The organism is Acinetobacter sp. 226, from assembly GCF_048147925.1.
Taxonomy (GTDB): Bacteria; Pseudomonadota; Gammaproteobacteria; order Pseudomonadales; family Moraxellaceae; genus Acinetobacter; species Acinetobacter pecorum.
In genome coordinates, this window is sequence record NZ_JAYWYX010000035.1 from 1 (window position 1) to 22,223 (window position 22,223).

22 protein-coding genes and 4 tRNA genes are annotated in these 22,223 nt (G+C 45.2%); 23 read left to right on the forward strand and 3 right to left on the reverse strand.

What is annotated here, in order from left to right; genetic code table 11:
- The first annotated feature begins 78 nt into the window (after positions 1 to 78).
- Positions 79 to 324: a PH domain-containing protein gene (locus VXP95_RS13965; protein ID WP_416712245.1), complete on the forward strand. Its 246-nt coding sequence runs from the start codon at positions 79 to 81 to the stop codon at positions 322 to 324.
- On the opposite strand, the gene VXP95_RS13970 is transcribed toward VXP95_RS13965, so the two are convergent.
- Complete coding sequence (locus VXP95_RS13970) at positions 321 to 1,382, reverse strand: AAA family ATPase (protein WP_064094997.1); 1,062 nt, start codon at positions 1,380 to 1,382, stop codon at positions 321 to 323. The genes VXP95_RS13965 and VXP95_RS13970 overlap by 4 nt on opposite strands.
- A 225-nt stretch (positions 1,383 to 1,607) precedes the next feature.
- Between VXP95_RS13970 and uvrC the strand changes: the two genes are divergently transcribed.
- From uvrC to pgsA, 3 genes are all read left to right on the forward strand, one after another.
- Positions 1,608 to 3,407, forward strand: a complete 1,800-nt coding sequence (uvrC, locus tag VXP95_RS13975) for an excinuclease ABC subunit UvrC (protein WP_064094996.1) — start codon at positions 1,608 to 1,610, stop codon at positions 3,405 to 3,407.
- 115 nt (positions 3,408 to 3,522) lie between these two features.
- Positions 3,523 to 4,317 carry a thioesterase family protein gene (locus VXP95_RS13980; protein WP_064094995.1) on the forward strand — a complete coding sequence of 265 codons (795 nt, stop codon included), beginning with the start codon at positions 3,523 to 3,525 and terminating at the stop codon, positions 4,315 to 4,317.
- Positions 4,318 to 4,424: 107 nt separating this feature from the next.
- Entirely contained in the window at positions 4,425 to 5,012 is a 588-nt protein-coding gene (gene pgsA / locus VXP95_RS13985; protein ID WP_064094994.1) for a CDP-diacylglycerol--glycerol-3-phosphate 3-phosphatidyltransferase, read from the forward strand.
- Positions 5,013 to 5,877: 865 nt separating this feature from the next.
- On the opposite strand, the gene VXP95_RS13990 is transcribed toward pgsA, so the two are convergent.
- The gene (locus VXP95_RS13990; protein WP_064094993.1) at positions 5,878 to 6,150 is read right to left on the reverse strand and encodes an oxidative damage protection protein; all 273 of its coding nucleotides are present in this window, start codon (positions 6,148 to 6,150) and stop codon (positions 5,878 to 5,880) included.
- An 11-nt stretch (positions 6,151 to 6,161) separates the two neighbouring features.
- Positions 6,162 to 7,592: an argininosuccinate lyase gene (gene argH / locus VXP95_RS13995; RefSeq protein ID WP_171486390.1), complete on the reverse strand. Its 1,431-nt coding sequence runs from the start codon at positions 7,590 to 7,592 to the stop codon at positions 6,162 to 6,164.
- On the opposite strand from argH, the gene VXP95_RS14000 reads away from it, so the two are divergent.
- The 19 genes from VXP95_RS14000 to VXP95_RS14090 all read left to right on the forward strand — a co-directional run.
- Positions 7,583 to 8,737: a sensor histidine kinase gene (locus VXP95_RS14000; RefSeq protein WP_191731070.1), complete on the forward strand. Its 1,155-nt coding sequence runs from the start codon at positions 7,583 to 7,585 to the stop codon at positions 8,735 to 8,737. The genes argH and VXP95_RS14000 overlap by 10 nt on opposite strands.
- Before the next feature lie 69 nt (positions 8,738 to 8,806).
- A complete protein-coding gene (locus VXP95_RS14005; RefSeq protein ID WP_416712246.1) occupies positions 8,807 to 9,547 on the forward strand; it encodes a LytR/AlgR family response regulator transcription factor in 741 nt (246 codons plus the stop codon).
- Positions 9,548 to 9,655: 108 nt separating this feature from the next.
- A complete protein-coding gene (hemC, locus tag VXP95_RS14010; RefSeq protein WP_064094989.1) occupies positions 9,656 to 10,579 on the forward strand; it encodes a hydroxymethylbilane synthase in 924 nt (307 codons plus the stop codon).
- On the forward strand, positions 10,579 to 11,358 hold the full coding sequence (locus tag VXP95_RS14015; RefSeq protein WP_416712247.1) for a uroporphyrinogen-III synthase: 780 nt from the start codon (positions 10,579 to 10,581) through the stop codon (positions 11,356 to 11,358). Before hemC ends, VXP95_RS14015 begins: the two co-directional genes overlap by 1 nt.
- Positions 11,355 to 12,194, forward strand: coding sequence for a hypothetical protein (locus VXP95_RS14020; RefSeq protein ID WP_416712248.1), 840 nt, complete (start codon positions 11,355 to 11,357; stop codon positions 12,192 to 12,194). Before VXP95_RS14015 ends, VXP95_RS14020 begins: the two co-directional genes overlap by 4 nt.
- Positions 12,195 to 12,200: 6 nt before the next feature.
- The gene (locus VXP95_RS14025) at positions 12,201 to 13,394 is read left to right on the forward strand and encodes a heme biosynthesis protein HemY (RefSeq protein WP_416712249.1); all 1,194 of its coding nucleotides are present in this window, start codon (positions 12,201 to 12,203) and stop codon (positions 13,392 to 13,394) included.
- 8 nt (positions 13,395 to 13,402) lie between these two features.
- The gene (locus VXP95_RS14030; protein ID WP_416712250.1) at positions 13,403 to 13,831 is read left to right on the forward strand and encodes an acyl-CoA thioesterase; all 429 of its coding nucleotides are present in this window, start codon (positions 13,403 to 13,405) and stop codon (positions 13,829 to 13,831) included.
- A gap of 144 nt (positions 13,832 to 13,975) precedes the next feature.
- Positions 13,976 to 14,299 carry an H-NS family nucleoid-associated regulatory protein gene (locus VXP95_RS14035; RefSeq protein WP_416681158.1) on the forward strand — a complete coding sequence of 108 codons (324 nt, stop codon included), beginning with the start codon at positions 13,976 to 13,978 and terminating at the stop codon, positions 14,297 to 14,299.
- Positions 14,300 to 14,481: 182 nt separating this feature from the next.
- Positions 14,482 to 15,225 carry a type II secretion system protein N gene (gene gspN / locus VXP95_RS14040; RefSeq protein ID WP_064102646.1) on the forward strand — a complete coding sequence of 248 codons (744 nt, stop codon included), beginning with the start codon at positions 14,482 to 14,484 and terminating at the stop codon, positions 15,223 to 15,225.
- The gene (locus VXP95_RS14045; RefSeq protein WP_416681156.1) at positions 15,225 to 16,082 is read left to right on the forward strand and encodes a type II secretion system protein N; all 858 of its coding nucleotides are present in this window, start codon (positions 15,225 to 15,227) and stop codon (positions 16,080 to 16,082) included. Before gspN ends, VXP95_RS14045 begins: the two co-directional genes overlap by 1 nt.
- 38 nt (positions 16,083 to 16,120) lie before the next feature.
- Positions 16,121 to 18,385: a type II secretion system secretin GspD gene (gene gspD, locus VXP95_RS14050; RefSeq protein ID WP_416681155.1), complete on the forward strand. Its 2,265-nt coding sequence runs from the start codon at positions 16,121 to 16,123 to the stop codon at positions 18,383 to 18,385.
- 62 nt (positions 18,386 to 18,447) lie between these two features.
- Positions 18,448 to 19,107, forward strand: a complete 660-nt coding sequence (locus tag VXP95_RS14055) for an FHA domain-containing protein (protein ID WP_416712251.1) — start codon at positions 18,448 to 18,450, stop codon at positions 19,105 to 19,107.
- A 78-nt stretch (positions 19,108 to 19,185) separates the two neighbouring features.
- On the forward strand, positions 19,186 to 19,854 hold the full coding sequence (locus VXP95_RS14060; protein ID WP_144724835.1) for a phosphoglycolate phosphatase: 669 nt from the start codon (positions 19,186 to 19,188) through the stop codon (positions 19,852 to 19,854).
- A 108-nt stretch (positions 19,855 to 19,962) separates the two neighbouring features.
- Positions 19,963 to 21,456: an anthranilate synthase component I gene (gene trpE, locus VXP95_RS14065; RefSeq protein ID WP_416712252.1), complete on the forward strand. Its 1,494-nt coding sequence runs from the start codon at positions 19,963 to 19,965 to the stop codon at positions 21,454 to 21,456.
- Positions 21,457 to 21,554: 98 nt separating this feature from the next.
- Positions 21,555 to 21,630 (forward strand) — tRNA-Thr (locus VXP95_RS14070).
- Between the two features lie 56 nt (positions 21,631 to 21,686).
- A tRNA-Tyr gene (locus tag VXP95_RS14075) sits at positions 21,687 to 21,770 on the forward strand.
- 38 nt (positions 21,771 to 21,808) lie between these two features.
- Positions 21,809 to 21,884 (forward strand) — tRNA-Gly (locus VXP95_RS14080).
- 17 nt (positions 21,885 to 21,901) lie between these two features.
- Positions 21,902 to 21,976 (forward strand) — tRNA-Thr (locus VXP95_RS14085).
- 152 nt (positions 21,977 to 22,128) lie between these two features.
- A partial coding sequence (locus VXP95_RS14090) for a GTP-binding protein (RefSeq protein WP_017397055.1) occupies positions 22,129 to 22,223 on the forward strand: 95 nt, incomplete at its 3' end.

Sequence of the window (22,223 nt, forward strand, 5' to 3'; positions counted from 1 at the left end):
CTAAAATTTTACGTCTAAAATGTTCTGAATAACTCATTGCACCATTGTATTGGTTTTATAATGATTTGACTATATTTGGTGGACAATGGGGTATTGACCATAAAAAGCCTGTGGTTAAGCTGGAAGATTCCGTTAAGTGCAATCCAATCCATTCAGCCCACCGAGCACTCTATTATTGCACCAGCCTTGTCCTTAAAGCGTCTACGGATTGACTATACGGATGCGGGCGTGCAGAAATTTATATTGGTTTCACCCAAAAATCAGACTACTTTTATGCAGGCCCTCCAACCAAATAAAAACGGAGAGAGAGTCTACCTTAGTTAAGCTTTTGCCTGCTCAGGTACAACCACAAGCTGTGCCTTAATACAGTCCAGGTGCAGGCTCAATTGCTCGGGCTGGTTTAAAAAAGACAGCGCCAGAATTGGCTCCAGTTCGGTACGCATCTTGCGGCCCAAATGCCGGGCGCCGTAACGGATATCATGACCCTGATAGAAATAGGCTTTGGCTGAAGCGCTTAAATGCACGCTGCGTTGCTGATGTTGCAAGCGCTTGTTCAGTTTATCCAGTTCAATTTCGACCAGACGTGGCAGGGCATCATGCTGTACCGCCTGATAATGTAGACTGCGGTCAATCCGGTTCAGAAACTCGGGATCAAATTTACGCTGCATGACTTTTTCAATGATGCGCTGGGTGGGCACCCGTTTTAAACACAAGGCCTGCATTTTCTGTGGCAGGTAACTGAGTTTATCCAGATATTGCTGCGCTGCCTGTGCACCGACATTGCTGGTCATAAAGACCATGCAGTTGCGAAAATCGATAGTTTTAGTGCCCGCTGTCAAGGTCAGCCGGCCAGTATCCAGCACGTTCATCAAGCCGCGAATCACTTCGTTACTGGCTTTTTCCAGTTCATCAAACAGCATGATGCCGGGCCGGGTATGACTGCCGGCAATCGCAGTTTCATCAAACAGGCTGTGACCTTCCTTGGAGCCGACATAACCCGGCGGTGCACCGGTCAAAGCCGCTGCATAATGTTCCTGTGCCAGAGTATTCATATCAATCCGGCAAAAGGCATCCGGGCGGCCATAGATCGCTTCGGCAATCAGACGTACGGTTTCAGTTTTACCGACGCCAGTAGGGCCCAGCATCAAGGTCACCGACAAAGGGCGATCCGGACTGGAAAAATCTGCCTTGACCACATGCAGCATTTTTTCAATTTCATTCAGGGCTGCATCCTGCCCAATAATCCGTTCACGTAGCAGCTGCATTACATTATTTGGCTCGAAATGAAAACGCGGTTTGCCAATCAGACGATCACGTTCAGACAGGTGATGGGTGGAAGTGGAGGGTTGAACAATATGAATGTCCGATTGCTGCATGGTCATGCGAATCATCTCAAAACTAGACTTTTTGAGCATAACAAAGTTAAAGGTTGAAATTTATAGCTTTTAACAATCAGTTTATGTCGTGAGGATTATAGATTGGGGGGATAACCCGACAGGAACTTTAAGATTAGGTGGCAGCTTCAGGGGAATTTTGTGTTTTTGCTTGAAAATGACGCAACAATCATCACATATATCTGCAGATTGTAGGTGAAAAATAGGCTTTAGGTGAACGAAAACGCACGCCCCCATATTGAAAAAATCCTGGCGAATATGACCAGCCTGCCCGGGGTCTACCGGATGTATGGCAAAGACGGCGAATTATTGTATGTGGGTAAAGCCAAAAACCTGAAAAACCGGGTCTCCAGCTATTTTGTCAAAACGCTGGATCATCCCAAAACCCAGGCCTTGGTGGCACGGATTTATGATATCCAGACCCTGGTGGTACGTTCTGAAACTGAAGCCTTGTTGCTGGAACAGAACCTGATCAAGCTGCATCATCCACCGTATAACATCATGCTGCGTGATGACAAATCTTATGTCTATATTTTTGTTTCGGCAGATAAACCCTATCCGCGTTTAGCCAGTGGACGTGGCAAGGGCAAGCACCAGGTGGGCAAGTTTTTTGGACCTTATCCGAGTGCTTATACGGCACGGGATACTCTGGTGGTGCTGCAAAAACTGTTCAATGTGCGTTCCTGTGAAAACAGTTTTTTTGCCAACCGGACCCGGCCATGTCTGCAATACCAGATCAAACGCTGCTCTGCGCCCTGTGTCGGATTTATTTCTCCGGAAGACTATAAGGCAGATGTCGATAACTCGATCCGCTTTTTGCAGGGTGATACCAAGGAGCTGAATCAGGAACTGATCGCAAAAATGGAAGCGGCCGCTGAAGCGCTGGAATTTGAAAAAGCGGTGTTCTATCGGGACCGGATGGCGCTGTTAAGAGAGGTACAGTCACAGCAGGCGATTTATAAGCTCAAAGGCGAAGCCGATATCCTGTCGATTGCTTATCAGGCCGGCGTGACCTGTGTGCAGATCATGCATGTGCGCAACGGTAAAATGCTGGGTGGGAAAAGTTATTTCCCGGATATGCTTAGTGATGACCTGGGGCAAATGCTGGCCGATTTTATTGCCAATTTTTATTTTCAGGTGGCAGATGAAATCCCGGCTGAACTGATTGTCAATCTGGAAGTGGCTGATCGTAAGGAACTGGAAGCAGCACTGTCGCAGCATTTTGGCAAGAAAATCCAGATCAAGTCTAAAGTCCGCGAAACCCGGGCCGAATGGCTGGAACTGGCGCAGATGAATGTACAGCACGCGATTCAGGGCAAGCTAGCCAATCATATAGAATTAAATGAGCGTTTTCATCAGCTGGAGCAGGTGGTCGGCCGTCCTGTAGACCGGATCGAGTGCTTCGATATTTCACATACCATGGGCGAAGATACCGTGGCGTCCTGTGTGGTCTTTGATAGTGGTGGCGCGCGCAAGCGCGATTATCGCCAGTTTTCCATTCAGGATATTCAGGCGGGCGATGATTATGCTGCCATGCGTCAGGCGCTGACCCGTCGTTATAAAAAAGCCCTGTTGCCAGACTTGCTGCTGATTGATGGTGGCAAGGGGCAATTGCACATGGCGATGGAAGTTATGCAGGAACTGGGACTGGATGCTTTTATGGTTGGTGTGTCCAAAGGTGAGGGACGTAAGCCCGGTCTGGAAACCCTGCACTTTACCGATGGCAGTAAAATTCAATTACCGGAGGATCATAAGGCGCTGCATCTGATTCAGCAGGTGCGTGATGAAGCACACCGTTTTGCGATTACCAAGCACCGTGCCAAACGTGACAAGAAACGGGGTTCATCAGTGCTGGAAGTCATTCCGGGGCTGGGACCAAAACGCCGTCGTGACCTGCTGACCCATTTTGGCGGAATTCAAGGGGTGCTGAAAGCCTCAGAAAAAGATCTGCAAATGGTGCCGGGACTGGGTTCAGTCATGGCCAGAATGATTTATAAAGTACTGCATGAATGACGCGTGACTTAAATGCAAGGGCCAAAGTGCGCATTGACGCTTGGGTCACGTGACATTCACAACCTGATGAATTTTGCCCAATATACTAAGCATCAAGACTTACTGAGGGACCAACATGTCTTTGCATGCACTTTATGCACAAATTGCCGAACAGGAATGGGTGGAATTTCCACAGGGATGGTTACAGGGCCGTACCCTGTATGGTGGTCTGGCTGCCGCGATGATGATGCAAAAAGCGGTTACACAGATCAATGATCCTGCCAAGCATCTGCTGAGTTGTAGCGTGACCTTTGTCGGCCCGATTCAGCAAGCCAAAGTACGGTTGACGGCTGAAATCCTGCGGCAGGGTAAATCTGTGACGACTATTGAAGTACGTTTATGGCAGGATGATGCCGTGCAAAGTATTCTGGTTGCCAGTTTTGGAATTTCCCGGGATTCCGCCATTCAGGTGCAGCAACAAGCCCAAGCTCCTGACTTTGCTGCGCCAGAGCAGTTGTTTCAGATTCCTGCGGGTTATGGCATGCCAGACTGTTATAACCATTTTGAAATTGCCTGGGCGGATGTCAATCTGCCCTGTAGTGGCAGCCCTCGTCCAGACTTTAGCGGCTGGTGCCGTTTTCATCCCGAAAAGCATCGTAACCGTGAATTTCTGGTCGCAGACCTGATGGCTATTTTTGATATCTGGCCACCCGGGGTGTTACCGATGTTTAAAAAAATGGCACCTGCAAGTAGCTTGACCTGGACCGTGACGTATGTGCATCCGGTGCAACACCAATTGCATGATTGGTTTAAATATAAAGTATTTACTGATCATGCTGCAGATGGTTATGCGACAGAACATGCTTGTCTGTGGGATACCGAAAATCGCCTGATTGCGATGGCAAGACAAACAGTGACGGTGTTTGCCTAGTGACACTTTCGGTCAATTCGTATAAAGTGAAGCCTATTAATGATGGATCAAACCTCTAAAAAAGTGTGCATTTTCATCGTACATGAGGGGAACAATTGGCGGTGTCTATGACTACAGGTCGTATCCTGAATATTCCAAATATCTTGACCTTGGCGCGTATCGCTCTTATTCCGGTATTTTTATTGGTGGCTTACTGGCCACCTGCAATGGGCTTTGATGCTCATAACCCCGATATGACGCGGCATATCATTTTAACCACGATCTTTGTGGTGGCTGCGGTAACGGACTGGTTTGATGGCTATCTGGCACGTACATTAAATCAGACTTCCGCTTTTGGGCGGTTTCTCGATCCGGTTGCAGATAAATTAATGGTGGCGGCTGCACTGATTGTACTGGTGCAATGGCAGCCTTCCATGTCGATGGCTTTTGCTGCGATTGTAATTATTTCCCGTGAAATTACTGTTTCAGCCTTGCGTGAATGGATGGCAGAATTGGGTGCACGGACCAATGTTGCGGTTTCAACTGTTGGAAAATACAAAACAGCGTTCCAGATGATCGCCATTACCGTATTCCTGCTGAACTGGCCACCGCTGGAAATACTGGCATATGCCTTGCTATATACAGCAGTTGTCCTCACTTTATGGTCAATGTTTATTTATCTGAAAGCGGCTTGGCCATATCTGAAACAGCCTTAATTGAAATAATCCAAATAAAAAAGCTCCTGGAAAAGGGGCTTTTTTTATGGGTATGAATCAGTAAAAAATGGACAAATCACAGGTAAAAAAATACCCAGCCTTTGGGGGAAGGACTGGGATTAAATCGGGGTATTTATTACTTATTATTATAGTTATTCAAAGATGTCTCATCTTCTTAGGACTCATTATAGAGAGCCAGTTTTTCAAAATCATATGACTTCTTGTAGCAGATTGTTGTGTTTTGTGATTGCTCTGTATATTGAATTTACAATTTCTAATTTTGATACAAATCTGAATGTTTTTCAGCAGGATAGTAGCTGACTATCTTAAGCAGATAGAGTAGGTAAAAATGCTTTTGGCTAATTCAGTTCTTGGCCCATCATTACAAAGCAGATAAGAGGGATAAGCAAAATTCAGTACTAAAGGAATAACTTCTTTAGTGTGCTTTTATTAACCTATTCTTAATATTCCAGTTCATGCCAGTGCAAAGCTTCTAGAATAAGGAAAAGTCTGAAAAGATAATCTTTCCAGCGTAAAGCCTACATACATTTTGAAGGTTGATATTGTGGGGAGCGGAGTAGTCTGGAGATCAAGAGAAAAAAGCCTGTAACAGGATTTTTTAACTGTTAATACTGGGCACTTCGCCTGGTTTATAGAAAAAAAGGCCATGTTAAGAATAAAAAAGAGTCTCAAAAGAGACTCTTTTTTGATTAACGCCTACGCGCGCTTTCAGCGCTTGTCTTGCGTAATTTTTAAAGCAACATATAAAAAAGAATCCCCCAAAGATGAGGGATTCTTTTAAATTAAAGCCTACGCACAGCATAGCTACTTGTCTTGCGGCGTGGCGGAGCAGTGCTCCGCTAAATCACGCCTCAGGCTTCAGACCTTCGGCTTTTTCCAATGATTCATCATTGTTAAAGAACTTTTCACGCTGTTCTTCAAGAAACTTTTTCGCATCAGGTTCAAACACATTTAAACGCTTTTCATTAATCAGCGTGGTCTGGTGTTTTAGCCATTCTTGCCAAGCCTGTTTCGACACGTTATCAAACAGTTCCTGACCCTTTGGCCCCGGAAAGGGTGCAAAGTCTAAGCCTTCCATTTCTTGTTGATACTTACGGCAAAATACTTGTCGAGACATATCGGTCTTCCTTAAGCGTAAAGGTTTTCTAGGCGAGTGTAAGCACGTGCAATCGCAGCTTCCACCTGAGCAGGTGCAGTACCACCAATGTGATTACGGGCATTCACCGAAGCTTCAAGGGTTAGGGCTTTTTCAAATACGTCTGCCTGAATCAGGTCAGAGAACTGTTGCAGTTGTTCAAGGCTAAGTTCAGAGAGATCTTTACCTTCCTGAACGCCGAGTGCAACCGCTTTACCTACAATCTCGTGTGCATCACGGAAAGCCACGCCGTTTTTCACGAGATAATCAGCCAGATCAGTCGCAGTTGAGAAACCACGTAATGCTGCTTCGCGCATTTCGGTAATGTTTGGAACCAGCGCAGGAATCATGTCGGCAAATGCCATGAGTGAACCGCGAACGGTATCAATGGCATCAAACAATGGTTCTTTATCTTCCTGGTTGTCTTTGTTATAGGCTAGCGGCTGGCCTTTCATTAAAGTTAGCAGGCTCATCAAATCGCCATAGACACGACCGGTTTTACCACGTACCAGTTCAGGTACATCCGGGTTTTTCTTCTGCGGCATGATGGAAGAGCCAGTACAGAAGCGATCTGGAATGTTGACGAATTTGAACTGCGCCGAAGTCCATAGAATCAGTTCTTCAGACATACGTGACAAGTGCATCATGATTAAAGATGCAGCAGCATTAAATTCAATTGCAAAGTCACGATCCGATACTGCATCTAAAGAATTTTCAGCAACCGCTTCAAAACCTAGCAGTTCAGCAGTATAAGCACGGTCGATTGGATAAGTCGTTCCCGCAAGTGCAGCAGAACCAAGCGGCATACGGTTGACACGCTTACGGCAATCAATCAGACGCTCTGAATCACGTACCAGCATTTCAAACCAGGCCATGAGATGATGGCCAAAAGTTACTGGCTGTGCAGTTTGCAAATGAGTAAACCCTGGCATGATGGTGTCGGTGTTTTTAGCTGCCAGGCTTAAAATACCTTTTTGTAATTTTTTCAGTAATTCTAAGATCGCATCAATTTCATCACGCACATAAAGACGGATATCCGTGGCTACCTGGTCATTACGGCTACGACCAGTATGCAATTTTTTACCAGTAATACCGATACGCTGAGTCAGGCGTGACTCAATGTTCATGTGTACATCTTCTAAATCAATGCGCCATTCGAATTTGCCTGCTTCAATATCGGCTTGAATTGCAGTCAGACCTTCAATAATGTCATCGCGTTCTTGATCGGTCAGTACGCCCACTTTTGCCAGCATGGTTGCATGCGCAATCGAGCCTGCAATATCTTGTTTATAAAAACGTTGGTCAAATTGAACAGATGCTGTAAATTCAGCAACAAAAGCATCAGTCGCTTCAGAGAAACGACCGCCCCACATACCCGAAGTCTGGGCGTGTGATGGATTAGAGGAATTAGAAGATGTGGTCATGTCGGCTCAATCAGATTAAAAGCAGTAGAACGAAAAAGAGTATAACAAATTCAAAGCCCATTGCCGAAGTCACATCTGCTCAATCTTTCGCATCGATGAACGAACAAACGCAAAATTCCTATTTTTTTAGCCAGATCGGCAATTTGCACTATTTGCTGGAACTCTTTGTTGGCGGCAATATTCTGGCCATGATTTTAGCACTCGCAGAAGCACAGTCTTGGCAGGCTTTGAATGGAATGCACCTGCTGCAATATATCCTGTATATCAACTGGGTGCTGTTATGTTTTGCAGCATTGGTAGAATTGTTCCATCAAGCCTTTCAGCGTATGGGCATTAAGCTGGCGTTAATTTCCGGATTTTTACTGTTACAGGCAATTGTGCTGCTGACCACAGTGAATCTGAATATTTTGATACATTTTGGGCAGAATTTTAATTTTCAGGATTTAAACCTGGCAATTGTTCTGGATCAGGCCGGACTCCATTTAAGTCTGGGAATTTTGCTGGGAACTTTCTGTTTTCGCTATCTTTATTTGCGTGAGCAATGGGAGCAGCAACAACATAGTGAGCTGAATGCCCGGATTCAGGCCATGCAGGCGCGGATTCAGCCGCATTTTCTGTTTAACAGCATGAACAGTGTGCTCAGCCTGATCAGTATTGATCCGGATAAAGCCGAGCACATGCTGTTGAATTTGTCACGGCTGTTTCGCGCCAGTTTTCAGGAGTTAAAACTGGTCAGCCTGCAGGAGGAAATTGATCTGTGCCAGCGTTATCTGGAGATTGAGCAGATCCGTCTAGGTGAACGCTTACAGGTAGAATGGAAGTTAGAAAACAAAGACTTATACTCACAAGTTCAAATTCCATTATTAACTTTACAACCTTTGCTAGAAAATAGTATTTTCCATGGAGTTGAAAAAATTCTCACAAAGAGTACCATAAGCATATTGGTTGAAATATTGCAAAATCAAATTAATATCATCATAACCAACCCTTATGCACAGGATAATAAAACTTTAAAAAAGGGACATGGTATTGCAATAGAAAATGTCAGACAGCGTCTGCAAGCTTATTACGGATCCAGTGTGACTTTTCAGACCTTTGCCGGCGAAGGGATGTTTACGACGGTAGTGCGATATCAATATAAATAAAAATAAATCAAAGAAATCGCAGTTGGCTTTATCATTGATTTGATAATGTTAACTGGGGAAGGAGGAGAAATGGACATCCTGATTTGTGATGATGAGCTTCTGGCCGTCGAGCGTTTATCACGGTTGGTCTCTCAGCTGGGGCATGATGTGGTGGCGACAGCAAGCCATGGTCGTGAGGCGATTGATCTGGCTCACCAGTACGAACCCGATGTCATTTTATTAGATATTCAAATGCCTGAAATGAATGGACTGGCTTGTGCGCAACATTTGCGTCAACTGGATCCAATGCCGGCCATTGTCTTTTGTACGGCTTATGATCAACATGCGCTGGATGCATTTAAATCAAATGCCGAAGGCTATTTGCTTAAACCGGTGATGCAACAGGAATTGGCACAGGTTTTAGAGCACTTAACTAAACTTACCCAAGCTCAAATGAGCCAACTAAAACAAAAAGAAAATATGGAAGAAATCAATATCAGCCGCCAGCAGATTGCGGCAAAGACCTATCGTGGTGTGGAATTGGTGCCAGTTGAAAATATCTATTATTTTCTGGCAGATCAGAAATATGTCACTGTACGTCATAAAAATGGCAGTGTACTGATTGATGAAACCTTAAAGGAGCTAGAGCAGGAGTTTGGGGACCAGTTTATCCGGATTCATCGTAATGCCTTGATCTCGGTGCATTATCTGGATGGTCTGGAAGTGGTGAGTTCAGGTCAGTATCAGGTACGTTGTCGTGAACTGGACGACCGTTTAGCAGTGAGCCGGCGACATTTACCGTTCTTAAGAGACCGGATTCAAAAGCTTTAGCAGGGGGCAAGTGAGAGCATTCAGTTGAAACTTGTATAAATTCACTTGCATTTTCAAGTGAGCAGGTTAAGTTTAGACTATTGTTCTCATTAACTGCTATTGAAATTTATGAAGACCCTAAAAATTGCAACTCGACAAAGTCCACTTGCGCTTTGGCAAGCGGAACATATCCGTGCGCGCCTACAAGATTTGCACGCTGGTTTGCAGGTCGAGTTAGTCACTTTTGTTACACAGGGCGATAAAATTCTCGATACGCCACTGGCCAAAATTGGTGGAAAAGGACTATTTGTAAAAGAATTAGAAGCCGCCTTACTGGATGGTCGTGCAGATCTCGCCGTACATTCCATGAAAGATGTTCCGATGGCTTTGCCGCAAGGCTTAAGTCTGGCAGTGATCTGTGAACGTGAAGATCCACTGGATGCTTTTGTGTCGAATACTTATGCCAGCTTTGATGAACTACCACATGGTGCCAAAGTGGGAACCTCAAGTTTGCGCCGTAAAACCCAGATTTTAAAACAGCGCCCAGATCTGGACATTATCGATTTACGCGGTAATGTCGGCACGCGTTTATCCAAACTGGATGCAGGTCATTATGATGCGATTATTCTGGCCAGTGCCGGTTTAAAACGCTTAGGTCTGGCAGAACGTATTCGTCATACCCTGACACCTGAAATCAGTTTGCCGGCCGTGGGTCAAGGTGCGCTGGGCCTGGAATGTCGTACTCATGATCAGGCAGTGCTGGACTTGATTCAGCCACTCCTGCATGCAGATACAGATGCTTGCGTACGTGCCGAACGTGCCTTTAATGCCTATCTGGAAGGCGGATGTCAGGTGCCGATTGCAGGTTATGCCACGCTCAAAGAGGGTGTGATTTCAATCGAAGGTCGTGTAGGCAGTATCGATGGAGCAGTTTTGCTTCGAGCACAGCAGACTGGGAAAATTGCGGATGCTGAACAATTGGGGATACAGCTGGCAAAAGACTTGCTTGACCAAGGGGCTGGCGAGTTGCTCAAAACAATTTATTCAAACTGATGTTATTGATTAATACCCGCCCCAGTGACCGTGCTATAAGCTTGACCCAGCAGTTACAGGCAGCGCAGGTTGCTGTTTTAGAATTGCCTCTGCTCGAGCTGCATGCCATACCTTATTCCGATGAGCTGTTGCACTTGTATCAGCAGCTGGAACAGGTACAGATTATTGTAGTAGTCAGTCCGACGGCAGTCAAAATTGGCATGCAATATTTGCAACAGGCGGGCGTTGAGTTATCGGCTCTGGGGCAGGTACATTGGGTTGCGGTAGGTAAGGCCACTGAAGACGCACTAGCGAGATACGGTATTCACAGTGATGTACCAGAAGTTGAAACCTCGGAAGGTATGTTGCAATTGCCGGTGCTGAAACAGCTGGCTGTTGGCTCGAGTGTGGCTTTCTGGCGCGGAGAGGGTGGCCGTCAATTTATGATGGATCATTTACGTGCCAGCAATATTAAAGTTTTAAACTTTATTTTGTACCGGCGGCAATGTCCTGAAACGGCGGCAAAAACTCTGGCAGAGAACCTGGGATTGCTTGAGGCACAGCAGCATTTTGCGGTGCTGATCACCAGTGAAGCGAGCTGGTTAAACTGGCTGACACTCCTGCAAAAGGATGCGGAGTTTATACAGCGAGCCTGTTATTTGGTTTTGGGGCCACGTTTGGCCGCTATTCTTGGGGAATATCAACAGCAGCATCAGGCAAGTTTTCAATTCGTACAAATCGATGATTTAGACGCAAACACAATCTTGCAGAAAATGGGGCTGATATTAGGGAACGCATGAAGAAACTATTCATTGTATTGTTCATCTTAAGTTTGTCGTGGCTCGTCAAGCTTAGCTATGACCTGCATGTTCTGAATACAGCACAGACTGAATTGCAGCAGAGTATTGGTCAGTTACAGCAGCAAAATGCCATGCTTAATGATCAGTTCGTGGCTTTAAAGCGCCAGATTTCTGCTCAGCAGGAAAAGACTGGAGTCACTGCAGCAAAAGCACCCGTAGGGGAGCCGATAGCGGCTGAAATGCAGAATGATATTGCCTTGGTACAGCAACATCTGGACCTGATCGAATTTGCATTGCAACAGCAACAATACGCCACCGCCATTGAAAAATTAAATCAGTTGTCCAATGAGTTGGATGATTATGTTCTGGCGCCCGCTTTGGTGAGCAGTTTGCAGCAAGTGATTGCAAAAGATCAGGACATGCTGAAAAAATTCGTGAATAACCGATTGGTGCAGCAAGGCAAATTAAAAGAAGTTTTGGTGAAGATGGATGCTGAAATTGAAAAGGAAATTCAGAAGCCATATCGTCAACCGCCAGTGTCTCAACGTTCTTTCTGGCAGCGCTGGATTCAGATCGAATCTGCAGATCAGCCAAGTACAGTCTTGATGCAACGGCATCTGGTACTTAAAGAAGCCCAGCTACGTTTGCTTATTGCACAGAGTGCCTTGCAGCAAGATCAATCTGTCGCTTTTCAGCAGGCTCTGAATGCGGTGATTGAGGTCTTGGAGCAATTACCAGATGCGCAGAGCCAGCAATGGATTCAGCAGCTGAAACAGATCAAGGCGACACCGATCACTCCGATTCCATTATTGAACACACGTACCCTAGTGGGCTAATTGCTTATGAAACAGATTCTGCAGGCCTATTTATTTATATGCTTACTTGGCATTGCTGGGCTAAGTATCCTCAGTTATGGACATGGGGCGGGTTATGTCTATCTATATTGGCGTGAATGGCAGCTGCAGACCACAGTCTGGTTTTTGGCCGCATCCCTGGTGAGCGTAAGTTTTCTGATACAGTGCATCTGGTATGCCATCAAGCAATATCGCAATCGTGAACAGCGTAAGACGGAAACAGTATTTAGTTTTTCCCGCTTACATCCTTATGAACAACTGGCAGTTATCTGGTTATTAAATGCTGCACAGGATCAGCGGGATTTTATTCAGCAGTCTTTTAGTAAATCGGGCTTACTCAAGCATATTATAGATGCACGTTTATCTTGGGGGCAGCAGCAGTATAATGAGGCATTAACTGCATTGAATCAGTCAAGCCCAATGGCATTTGAATTGGCAGAATTGCAGCGGATTGAAATTTATTTATCACAACAACAAGGTGGACAAGCACTCACCCATTTAGAGTTTTTAAATCAGCATGAATTATCACCTTGGTTAATTCAGGTTAAATCAGCCTATGAACAGCGTCTTGTTGCGTTATGGGGGGTATTTGCCATACAGTTTCCCTGGTTATATTTACGCTCGACCCAATACGGACATTTAGACCAGAAAGTAAAAAAAATATGGCTTGAACAATTATTGCTAGCCTATGATCAAGCCACACAGGAAGATTTATTTTATTTACAGCAACGTTATTTAGATTTAAAACCGCAAATATTTGATCGTGACTATTCAATAAAATTATTATGGTTGAAATTATTATTTAGAATGCCGGAAATGAGTGCTGAGCATGAGGTGCTTGCAATTCATTTGATGGAGCAGCAGTTTAATCAGGATATTTTTTATTTGTGGTTCCAGCAACAGTTATTACGGCAAAATCCGGATTATAATGCGATTGCACAGCAGATTTCGTACTGGGAGGCGAAATATCCGGCATTACCGATTTTAAGCTTTGCAAAGTGGCATGTACTGCAAGCGACAGGCCATACAGATCAAGCCCAGCAACTACTCGACTTATATCCCGATGATATTCGTATGAGTTATTTAAGAATTAAAGCTGCCTTGCAGGATCGGGAGGACTTACTGCAGCAGCTGAATGCAGTATTTGAATCCAATGTAAACTTTATAGAAATTAAGACTTGAGAATAATAATGTCGGAATTAGACCAATACCCAGTTGTTTATGAGCAAACTATAGCATGGGGTGATATGGATGCCTTGGGACATGTCAATAATGCCATGTATTACCGCTATGTCGAAAGTGCCCGCCTGGCATATTTGAATTTATTGGAATTAAACAATGAATCAGTAATTACAGTAGTCGCTTCAAATCAGTGCCGTTATTTAAGCCCCGTGGTTTTTCCTGATCATTTGAAAATTGCAGCGCGTATTGAAGAAATCCGAAATAGTGCAGTCAGAATGCAATATCTATTATGGAGTGAAAAACAGCAGGGTATTGTTGCTACTTCTGAAGCAGTGATTGTTTGCGTAGATAAAATAACCATGCAGAAAACTCCAATTCCAGATTATATTCGTGAAAAGATCAAAGCAATTGAATTAACTGTTCAACATAAAATCTAAAAATGAATGAATTATTTTGATTTGTAATTTTTTTTAAACTTTATTGTTGTTGCCTCAAGATTTTATATTGAATGTTTTATTTAATATAAATATGATGGGGTTATTATTTAATAAAACGAATAATATTATTTTTCGGAGAGCCTTATGCCAGATATTACTCATTTATCAGTAGAAGAGTTAAAACGTTTACAAGCAGAAGCAGAATCACTTATTGCTTTAAAAAAAGATCAGGAAATTGAAGATGCTTATCAGCAAATCTTGGCAGTTGCCGAGAAAGTTGGTATGACTGTTGAGCAGTTGCTGGAATTTGGTGCATCTAAACGTAAGAAATCGTCACGCAAGTCGGTTGAACCACGTTATCGTAGCAAAACCAATCCGGATGACACCTGGACTGGCCGTGGTAAACAACCACGCTGGTTGGTGGCAGAACTGGAAAAAGGTGCAAAGCTGGACGATTTCCTGATCTAAGCTCCTATCTGATTTCGTCATTAGTCTGTCATACAGACAGACTATGATAATTAAACCAAGCATCCCTGCTTGGTTTTTTTATATCTATGAATTGGCGTTAGGAGAAAAGTGTGCATAATGTGTAGGTATAAGGAAAAAATTATAAATGAGGATTTGGACTTGAGTGATTGGTCGTGGTGGGGATGAGCAATAAACCGAAAACTTTAAGATGGTTGATCCTTGCTCTTGTTGCATTTTTTGTTTTTGTGGTATTACAAGTGCCAGCAGCCTGGTTAATTTCAAAATTTTATAAAAATAACCAGACTTTGCATAATGTAAACGGAAATATCTGGCAAGGAAGTGCGGACTGGAAAAAAGGTAATCTTCGGGGCAGTCTGAACTGGAAAGTGCGGCCTCTGGATTTACTGTTGCTGCGAGTTGGGGCACATGTGGATATACATAGTGGCAATACTCAGCTTTCCGGGATCATGGCCTATGGTCTGAATAAATCTTTTATTGTGAAAAATCTTGAAGGGCAGGTTGCTGCTGAAACCTTAAAAAAAATTGCGGACTGGCAATGGCCAAGCACTGCAATCCAATTTAAAGATCTGGATTTTAAATATAAGCCACAGCAGGGTTTTAGTCAGGTGGCCGGACAAATGCAATGGGCGGGTGGCGAGCTGATTTATACCTTTGCCCAGCGCCAGGAGCGCATAAACATCCCCGCGTTGACCGGCACATTGACCGAGGAAAATGGACAGTTGCTACTCGATGTCCGCGATAGCCGTGAGCAACGTATGCTGAATATCAAGCTTGATCCCGGCATGATGCTGGATATCCAGCTCACCCAGCGCTTTTTATTGAATGCCCCATCCTATCAGGGTAAAGCAGGACTGGATACTTTTGTGATTAGTACCCGTCAGCCTCTTATGGGAGGCATTAACTGATGGCAGTTTCACTTGAAGCTTTAAAAAATATTGACCTTAAACAGGTAAATCGTGCTGCACCTGTGGTTTTACTGCTGCTGATCCTGTATTTGTGCTGGAAACTGGCTGCACTGTTCTGGCTGCTGGTGGCTCCTCCACAGGCGATGCAGCTGGAGCGGGTCGAGCTGGGCTCACAACAGCCGCAAATACCGAATATCGGTACATTTTCTCTGTTTCAGGAAAGTGTGCAAAGTGTAGTCGTGGTGGAAGTCGCGAATATCATTTTACAAGGTGTGGTGGTCGCTAATCCACGTTATAACTCGTCTGCGGTCATCAAGATCAATGATCAGGCGGAGCTGTACCGGGTAGGAGATCAGCTGGGCAACAGTGGCTTGGAACTGGCTGAGGTGTACTGGGATCGGGTAGTACTGCGCCGTTCTGGCGGAGCGACGCAGGAGGTTTTCTTTAAAGGGCTGGAAAATGGCCTGAATCAGCCCGTCATACCTGAAGCTCAAGCAGCTCCTGCTATGAGTCCTCCGGGTGGCGGCGGTGCAGGACAGGAAAATACTGTTTCCCCTCAGAATGAAATTGGTCGGGCAATCCAGCAGATGCAGGAAAACCGCGAACAGTATTTACAGAATATGGGGGTAAATGCATCATCGGAAGGCGGGTATGAGGTGACGGCCCGCACACCGGCCGCACTGCGTAATCGGCTGGGCTTGAGACCTGGAGACCGGATATTGTCTCTGAATGGCCAAACTTTAAGCCAGGGACAGACAGAAGCACAATTGCTGGAACAGGCCCGACGCGAAGGTCAGGCTAAACTCGAAATAAAACGTGGTGATCAGGTGATGACCATACAACAAGATTTTAAGTGATGTGTCATCACATATAGGGTTAGGAAACACATAAGTTTATGGCTTTATTTAATAATAATCGATCAGCGTGGGCCTTCTGTGTGGCGACACCACTGATGGCTGTAGTCAGTACGGCAGCTTATGCGCAAACCTGGAAAATCAACCTTCGGGATGCTGACCTGGCTGCATTCATTAATGAAGTGGCAGATATTACTGGCAAGAACTTCGCAGTCGATCCGCGGGTGCGTGGCAATGTGACGGTCATTTCCAATAAAGCACTGAATAAAAATGAAGTCTATGACCTGTTTTTAGGCGTGTTGAATGTCAATGGCATAGTGGCGATTCCTTCCGGCAATACCATCAAGCTGATTCCGGACAGTAATGTTAAAAACTCAGGTATTCCCTACGATCCTCGAAGCCGTGCCCGGGGTGACCAGATTGTGACTCGGGTGCTCTGGCTGGAAAATACCAATCCGAATGACCTGATTCCTGCACTGCGTCCCCTGATGCCGCAATTTGCCCATCTGGCTGCAGTACCGGGTACCAATGCCCTGATTGTATCGGATCGTGCCAGCAATATTTACCAGCTGGAAACTATAGTCCGGAATCTGGATGGTACAGGCCAGAATGATATTGAAGCGGTGACTTTGCAGTCCAGTCAGGCAGAAGAAATGATTAGCCTGATTGAGTCCATGACGTCAACTGGTGCGGCCAAGGATGTCCAGGGCTCACGGGTACGGGTGATTGCCGATATACGTACCAACCGGATCATCATCAAGGGCGATCCCACCACACGTAAGCGGGTGCGGCAGATTATTGAAACCCTGGATGTCCCGGCTGCAGACCGTTTAGGTGGCTTAAAGGTTTTTCGTCTGAAATATGCCAGTTCCAAGAATCTTGCAGAAATCTTGCAGGGACTGGTGACCGGACAGGCGGTGAGCAGTAATTCAAATTCGGGTACGACCTCATCAAGCTCGTCTTTACTCAGCTCCAGCAGTGATTTAAATAATAGCAATAGCGGGAATAATACGGGAAACCCTACCTCTTCTTCAGGGATTCAGCTGAATTCAGGCATGAATAATGAACAGGGTGGGATTAGCAGCTTTAATGCCAATGGGGTAAGTATTATTGCTGATGCGACCCAAAATTCTCTGGTGGTGAAAGCCGATCCACAACTGATGCGGGAAATTGAATCGGCGATTAATCAGCTCGATATCCGCCGTCAACAGGTATTGATTGAAGCGGCCATTATTGAAATTGAAGGCACCGATGCCGATCAGCTTGGGGTACAGTGGGCTTTGGGCGATATCAGCAGCGGTGTTGGCCTGGTTAATTTTGATAATTTTGGGACTAGCCTGAAAAATATTGCGGCCGGTTATCTGACGGGTGGCGGTGCTGGCGCACTAAGCTCAATCGGAGCTGGCAGTTCACTGGTACTGGGTGATTATCGTGAAGGCAGTGATGGTTCGCGCCGTCTGTATGGAGCGATTATTCAGGCTTTAAAAGAAAGTACCAAGTCTAATCTGTTATCTACACCTTCCATTGTGACCATGGACAATGAAGAAGCCTATATTGTGGTGGGTGAAAACGTACCTTTTGTCACCGGCTCAGTGTCCACAGGGGTTGGCGGTGTGGTCAATCCTTATACCACTATTGAACGTAAAGATGTCGGTGTCACTTTAAAGGTGGTTCCGCATATTGGTGAAGATGGCACGGTACGTCTGGAAGTCGAACAGGAAGTGTCTGATGTCAAGAGTAGTAAAGGACAGGCACAGGATCTGGTGACGAGCAAGCGTGCGATTAAAACCTCGATTCTGGCTGAACATGGACAAACGATTGTTCTTGGTGGGCTGATTTCGGACAATACCCGCTATGGCCGTCAGGCCGTACCTGGCCTGGGTGCGATTCCCGGAATTGGACGTTTGTTCCGTTCGGAAGGTCAATCTAACCAGAAGCGTAACCTGCTGATCTTTATCCATCCAACTATCGTGGGCGATAAAAATGCAGTGCACAGACTGACCCAGCAACGCTATAGCCAATTATATAGTCTGCAACTTGCATTAGACTCAGATGGAAACTTTGCCAAATTGCCAGAAAGTGTTGAAGATGTATATCAGCAGCGAATTCCAGTATCGAAAACGCCACTACAAAACTCGACCTATCAAACTGTGCCGACAGCTCCTGTTCAGGTCCAGCCCGCTGATGTAATCGTCACGCCGGTGGCGATTGAGCCTGTGATTCAGCGTCAAGTAGTACAACCCGTCCAGCAGGTGGAAAAAAGTAAAAATACCGTTACAACAACTACACTTAGACCAAAAAGCTAAGACATTCTCATTTGTAGACAGCATGTTATGATAATGTCAAAGAGAACAGAGAAGTAACTTTCATGACTTGGAAAATACACGCAATCACAGGCGACTTAACAGGACAGGAAATTAGCATTGACCGTGACATGGTGGTAGGACGTCATCAGGCAGCAGATATCGTGTTGCAGGCTGCGGAAATCTCCCGTAAACATGCGGCATTTTTACTGAAAGATGGTGCGCTCTGGGTACAGGATTTGGGTTCATCCAACGGTACTTTTGTTAATGATGTACAGATTGAACAGGCAACCTTATTAAAGCAGGATGACATTGTTCAGTTCGCCAGCTTGAAATTTTCGGTACTGGCGCCTGTGGCTGCGGTAGAGGTTCCAGCAGAAATTGAAGCAACAGCAGAAAAAGTTGTGGAACAGGTTGAAGTGGCGGAGCCTACACCTGCCCAGAAAATGAATGATCAGGGAATGCCGGAACTGAAACAGCGTGATGCTTCGGTACAGTTGACCCGTGACGGTATGCCAACCAGTGTTGGTATTCCAAAACCGGCACCTATTCCAGAAAACGTAGATATTAGTGCAGTAAAACCTGAGCCAGCGCCAGTTCCGGTTGAGCAGCCTGTATCATGTGTAGAACAGGAAAAAGAAACCCAGAAAAATGTATCTGTTGGTTTGATTTCAGTGATTGTGCTGATTATTTTGGCAATTATGGCTTGGTTGTTGTTCAAATAAGCTGATGATTGGTTACAATCAAGGCATGCATAGCGCATGCCTTTTTTGTGGCTGCGCACATTATAAAAGAGGATCGGGATGTCTATTGCACAATTAGAAAAGCGTGAACTGATCTTGTTCGATCTGGATGGTACGCTGGTGGATTCAGCTCATGATCTGTATCGCGCCATGAATATGAGCCTGAACGTGCTGCAATTGCCGCTGGTGACCGAAGAACAGGTACGGACCTGGGTGGGCAAGGGCACCTCGATATTCTGTGAAAGTGTACTTCAGCATCTGGTGGGCGAAGTTACGCCGGCACAGCATCAGGAACTCTTAAGTACCTTTCTGGATATCTACAATGTTGATCCCTGTGTAGATACCGTTCCTTTTCCAGGAGTCCTGAAATTTCTGGATTGGGCCAAAGCCCAAGGTAAAATCCTGATTTGTGTCACTAACAAGCCTGAACTTCCTGCTCGTAGTATTCTGGATACCTTGGATATGGCCCATTATTTTGCCGATACCATTGGTGGCGACCGTTTTACTGAACGTAAGCCACACCCACGCCAGTTGCTGCACTGTGTTGAACATTATGGCGTAAGCAACGAACAGGTGTTGCTGATTGGCGACTCCTCCAATGATGTCGAAGCTGCGCGCCGCGCCGGGATTGATTGTGTTGTGGTCAGCTATGGCTATAATCATGGTGAAAATATTGCAGATTGTCAGCCGCAGCAGATTGTGGATGATCTTAGAGAGTTACTTGCCTAATACGCGTACTAAGGAAAGAAAATGAATAGTTGTAAGGTTTTTCGATGGCGTCGCTCAGTTCAATTCTATTTACATACTGAGTAACCCTAATTTAAAGAGAAAAACCGCATGACCACTCAAGCACAATTCCAGCAACTTGCTGCACAAGGCTATAATCTCATTCCTGTTTATCGTCAGCGTCTGGCAGATACCGATACACCCCTTTCTATTTTTGCACGCCTTAAGCAGCATCAGCAGGCTTATTTATTTGAATCCGTAGAAGGCGGGGAGAACTGGGCGCGCTATTCGATTATTGGACTAGGTGAATCTACCGTATTTTCCTGCAATGCAGGCGAACTGACGGTACAGCATGCAGATGCTTCAATTGAAAAACAGCACTGTGCTGATCCATTTCAATATATTCGTGACTTTCAGGCGCAATTTAAGGTGCCTACCCAGGCAGAATTGCCGGACTTGCCAAGCTTTACTGGTGGTCTGGTAGGCTATTTTGGCTATGATGCCGTGCGCTATATCGAGCCGAAGTTAAAAAATGTACCGGAAGCTGATCCGGTCGGATTACCCGATATCTGGATGATGCTGTCTAAAACTGTCATCGTGTTTGATAACTTGAAAGACACCTTGTTTCTGATTGTGCATGCCGATGCCGCTGATTCTGGAGCATATCAGAAGGCACAGCAGCAGCTCGATGACTTGGAGCATATTCTGGCAACGCCGGTTAGCCTGAAAGCAGAAAAACATACCCCGCCGCATTTTGAGTCCCTTACTGGACATGACAACTTTATTGCCTCGGTAGAAAAAGTTAAAGAGTACATTCGTGCTGGAGATGTGATGCAGGTCGTTCCTGGTCACCGGATGGTTTCTGATTTTGATGGTGATCCACTGCAGGTCTATCGTGCACTGCGTCATCTTAATCCATCACCCTACTTGTTTCTGGTGCAAGGCCGGACTTTAGAAAATAATACGCCGTTCCATATTGTCGGTTCTTCACCGGAAATTCTGTCCCGTCTGGAAAATGGAATTGCCACAGTTCGTCCATTAGCGGGGACCCGTCCACGCGGCAAAACCAAAGAAGAAGATCTGGCACTTGAGCAGGACTTACTCTCTGACGAAAAAGAAATTGCTGAACATGTCATGCTGATTGATCTGGGACGTAATGATGTGGGACGCATTGCTAAAATAGGCAAAGTGCAAGTCACTGATCAAATGGTGATCGAGCGTTATTCACATGTCATGCATATTGTCTCGAATGTCCAGGGCGAAGTACGTGATGATGTTGATGCTTTGGATGTTTTTAAGGCAACATTCCCCGCAGGTACGCTTTCTGGCGCACCAAAAATCCGTGCCATGGAAATTATTGACGAAGTTGAGCCGGTAAAACGTGGAATTTTTGGTGGTGCTGTTGGTTATTTAGGTTGGCATGGCGAAATGGACATGTCGATTGCGATTCGTACCTGTGTTATTCGCGAAAATAAGGTCTATGTACAGGCGGGAGCAGGGCTGGTTGCCGACTCAAATCCTGAATCAGAGTGGAATGAAACCCAAATAAAAGCTCGCGCAGTGATCAAAGCGGTTGAATTATCATCAAATGGTTTGATTTTATGAGTTTTTGAGGTTTTTTTTGAAAAAAACACTTGCATGGTTTCTGAGTTTTGCTAAACTGCACACCGTTCCGATACGAAACGTACGAAACACTAAGAAACGCCGGCATAGCTCAGTTGGTAGAGCAACTGACTTGTAATCAGTAGGTCCACAGTTCGAATCCGTGTGCCGGCACCATCTTAGAAGTTTGGTAGTGTAAAGTAAAGAATAGCACTGATGTAAGTGTAAAAAATGGTGAGGTTCCCGAGCGGTCAAAGGGGGCGGACTGTAACTCCGCTACGAAAGTTTCGAAGGTTCGAATCCTTCCCTCACCACCAATTTTAAGACTTCAATAAGTGGTTTGTACCAACATCGTGCGGGAGTAGCTCAGTTGGTAGAGCGGTAGCCTTCCAAGCTACATGTCGCGAGTTCGACCCTCGTCTCCCGCTCCATTGAAGTACTAATATTTGCTCTTATAGCTCAGTGGTAGAGCACTCCCTTGGTAAGGGAGAGGTCTCGAGTTCAAATCTCGATAAGAGCTCCAGATTACAGTTTAGCAACTCTAGTTGCAAAGAAATTCCAAAAAGCAGGCTATTTAGTCTGCTTTTCAAGTATTTGATGTTCGGTTTTTTTAAACGATATGTCGGAGCTGGGTTTTACTCAGAATTGTGTTCGACGTAAACGAGGAAGATTAACATGGCTAAGGCTAAGTTTGAACGTAATAAGCCACACGTTAACGTGGGCACAATTGGTCACGTTGACCATGGTAAAACAACTTTAACAGCTGCGAT

Bases quoted from the DNA above. Each gene is read 5' to 3' on its own strand.
- VXP95_RS13990 (WP_064094993.1), bottom strand. From the start codon at position 6,150: ATGTCTCGACAAGTATTTTGCCGTAAGTATCAACAAGAAATGGAAGGC.
- pgsA (WP_064094994.1), top strand. From the start codon at position 4,425: ATGACTACAGGTCGTATCCTGAATATTCCAAATATCTTGACCTTGGCG.
- VXP95_RS13980 (WP_064094995.1), top strand. From the start codon at position 3,523: ATGTCTTTGCATGCACTTTATGCACAAATTGCCGAACAGGAATGGGTG.
- VXP95_RS14055 (WP_416712251.1), top strand. From the start codon at position 18,448: ATGACTTGGAAAATACACGCAATCACAGGCGACTTAACAGGACAGGAA.
- VXP95_RS14060 (WP_144724835.1), top strand. From the start codon at position 19,186: ATGTCTATTGCACAATTAGAAAAGCGTGAACTGATCTTGTTCGATCTG.
- VXP95_RS14045 (WP_416681156.1), top strand. From the start codon at position 15,225: ATGGCAGTTTCACTTGAAGCTTTAAAAAATATTGACCTTAAACAGGTA.
- gspN (WP_064102646.1), top strand. From the start codon at position 14,482: ATGAGCAATAAACCGAAAACTTTAAGATGGTTGATCCTTGCTCTTGTT.
- VXP95_RS14000 (WP_191731070.1), top strand. From the start codon at position 7,583: ATGTGGTCATGTCGGCTCAATCAGATTAAAAGCAGTAGAACGAAAAAG.
- VXP95_RS13970 (WP_064094997.1), bottom strand. From the start codon at position 1,382: ATGACCATGCAGCAATCGGACATTCATATTGTTCAACCCTCCACTTCC.
- argH (WP_171486390.1), bottom strand. From the start codon at position 7,592: ATGACCACATCTTCTAATTCCTCTAATCCATCACACGCCCAGACTTCG.
- VXP95_RS14005 (WP_416712246.1), top strand. From the start codon at position 8,807: ATGGACATCCTGATTTGTGATGATGAGCTTCTGGCCGTCGAGCGTTTA.
- VXP95_RS14030 (WP_416712250.1), top strand. From the start codon at position 13,403: ATGTCGGAATTAGACCAATACCCAGTTGTTTATGAGCAAACTATAGCA.
- VXP95_RS14025 (WP_416712249.1), top strand. From the start codon at position 12,201: ATGAAACAGATTCTGCAGGCCTATTTATTTATATGCTTACTTGGCATT.
- VXP95_RS14020 (WP_416712248.1), top strand. From the start codon at position 11,355: ATGAAGAAACTATTCATTGTATTGTTCATCTTAAGTTTGTCGTGGCTC.
- VXP95_RS14015 (WP_416712247.1), top strand. From the start codon at position 10,579: ATGTTATTGATTAATACCCGCCCCAGTGACCGTGCTATAAGCTTGACC.
- gspD (WP_416681155.1), top strand. From the start codon at position 16,121: ATGGCTTTATTTAATAATAATCGATCAGCGTGGGCCTTCTGTGTGGCG.
- VXP95_RS14035 (WP_416681158.1), top strand. From the start codon at position 13,976: ATGCCAGATATTACTCATTTATCAGTAGAAGAGTTAAAACGTTTACAA.
- hemC (WP_064094989.1), top strand. From the start codon at position 9,656: ATGAAGACCCTAAAAATTGCAACTCGACAAAGTCCACTTGCGCTTTGG.
- trpE (WP_416712252.1), top strand. From the start codon at position 19,963: ATGACCACTCAAGCACAATTCCAGCAACTTGCTGCACAAGGCTATAAT.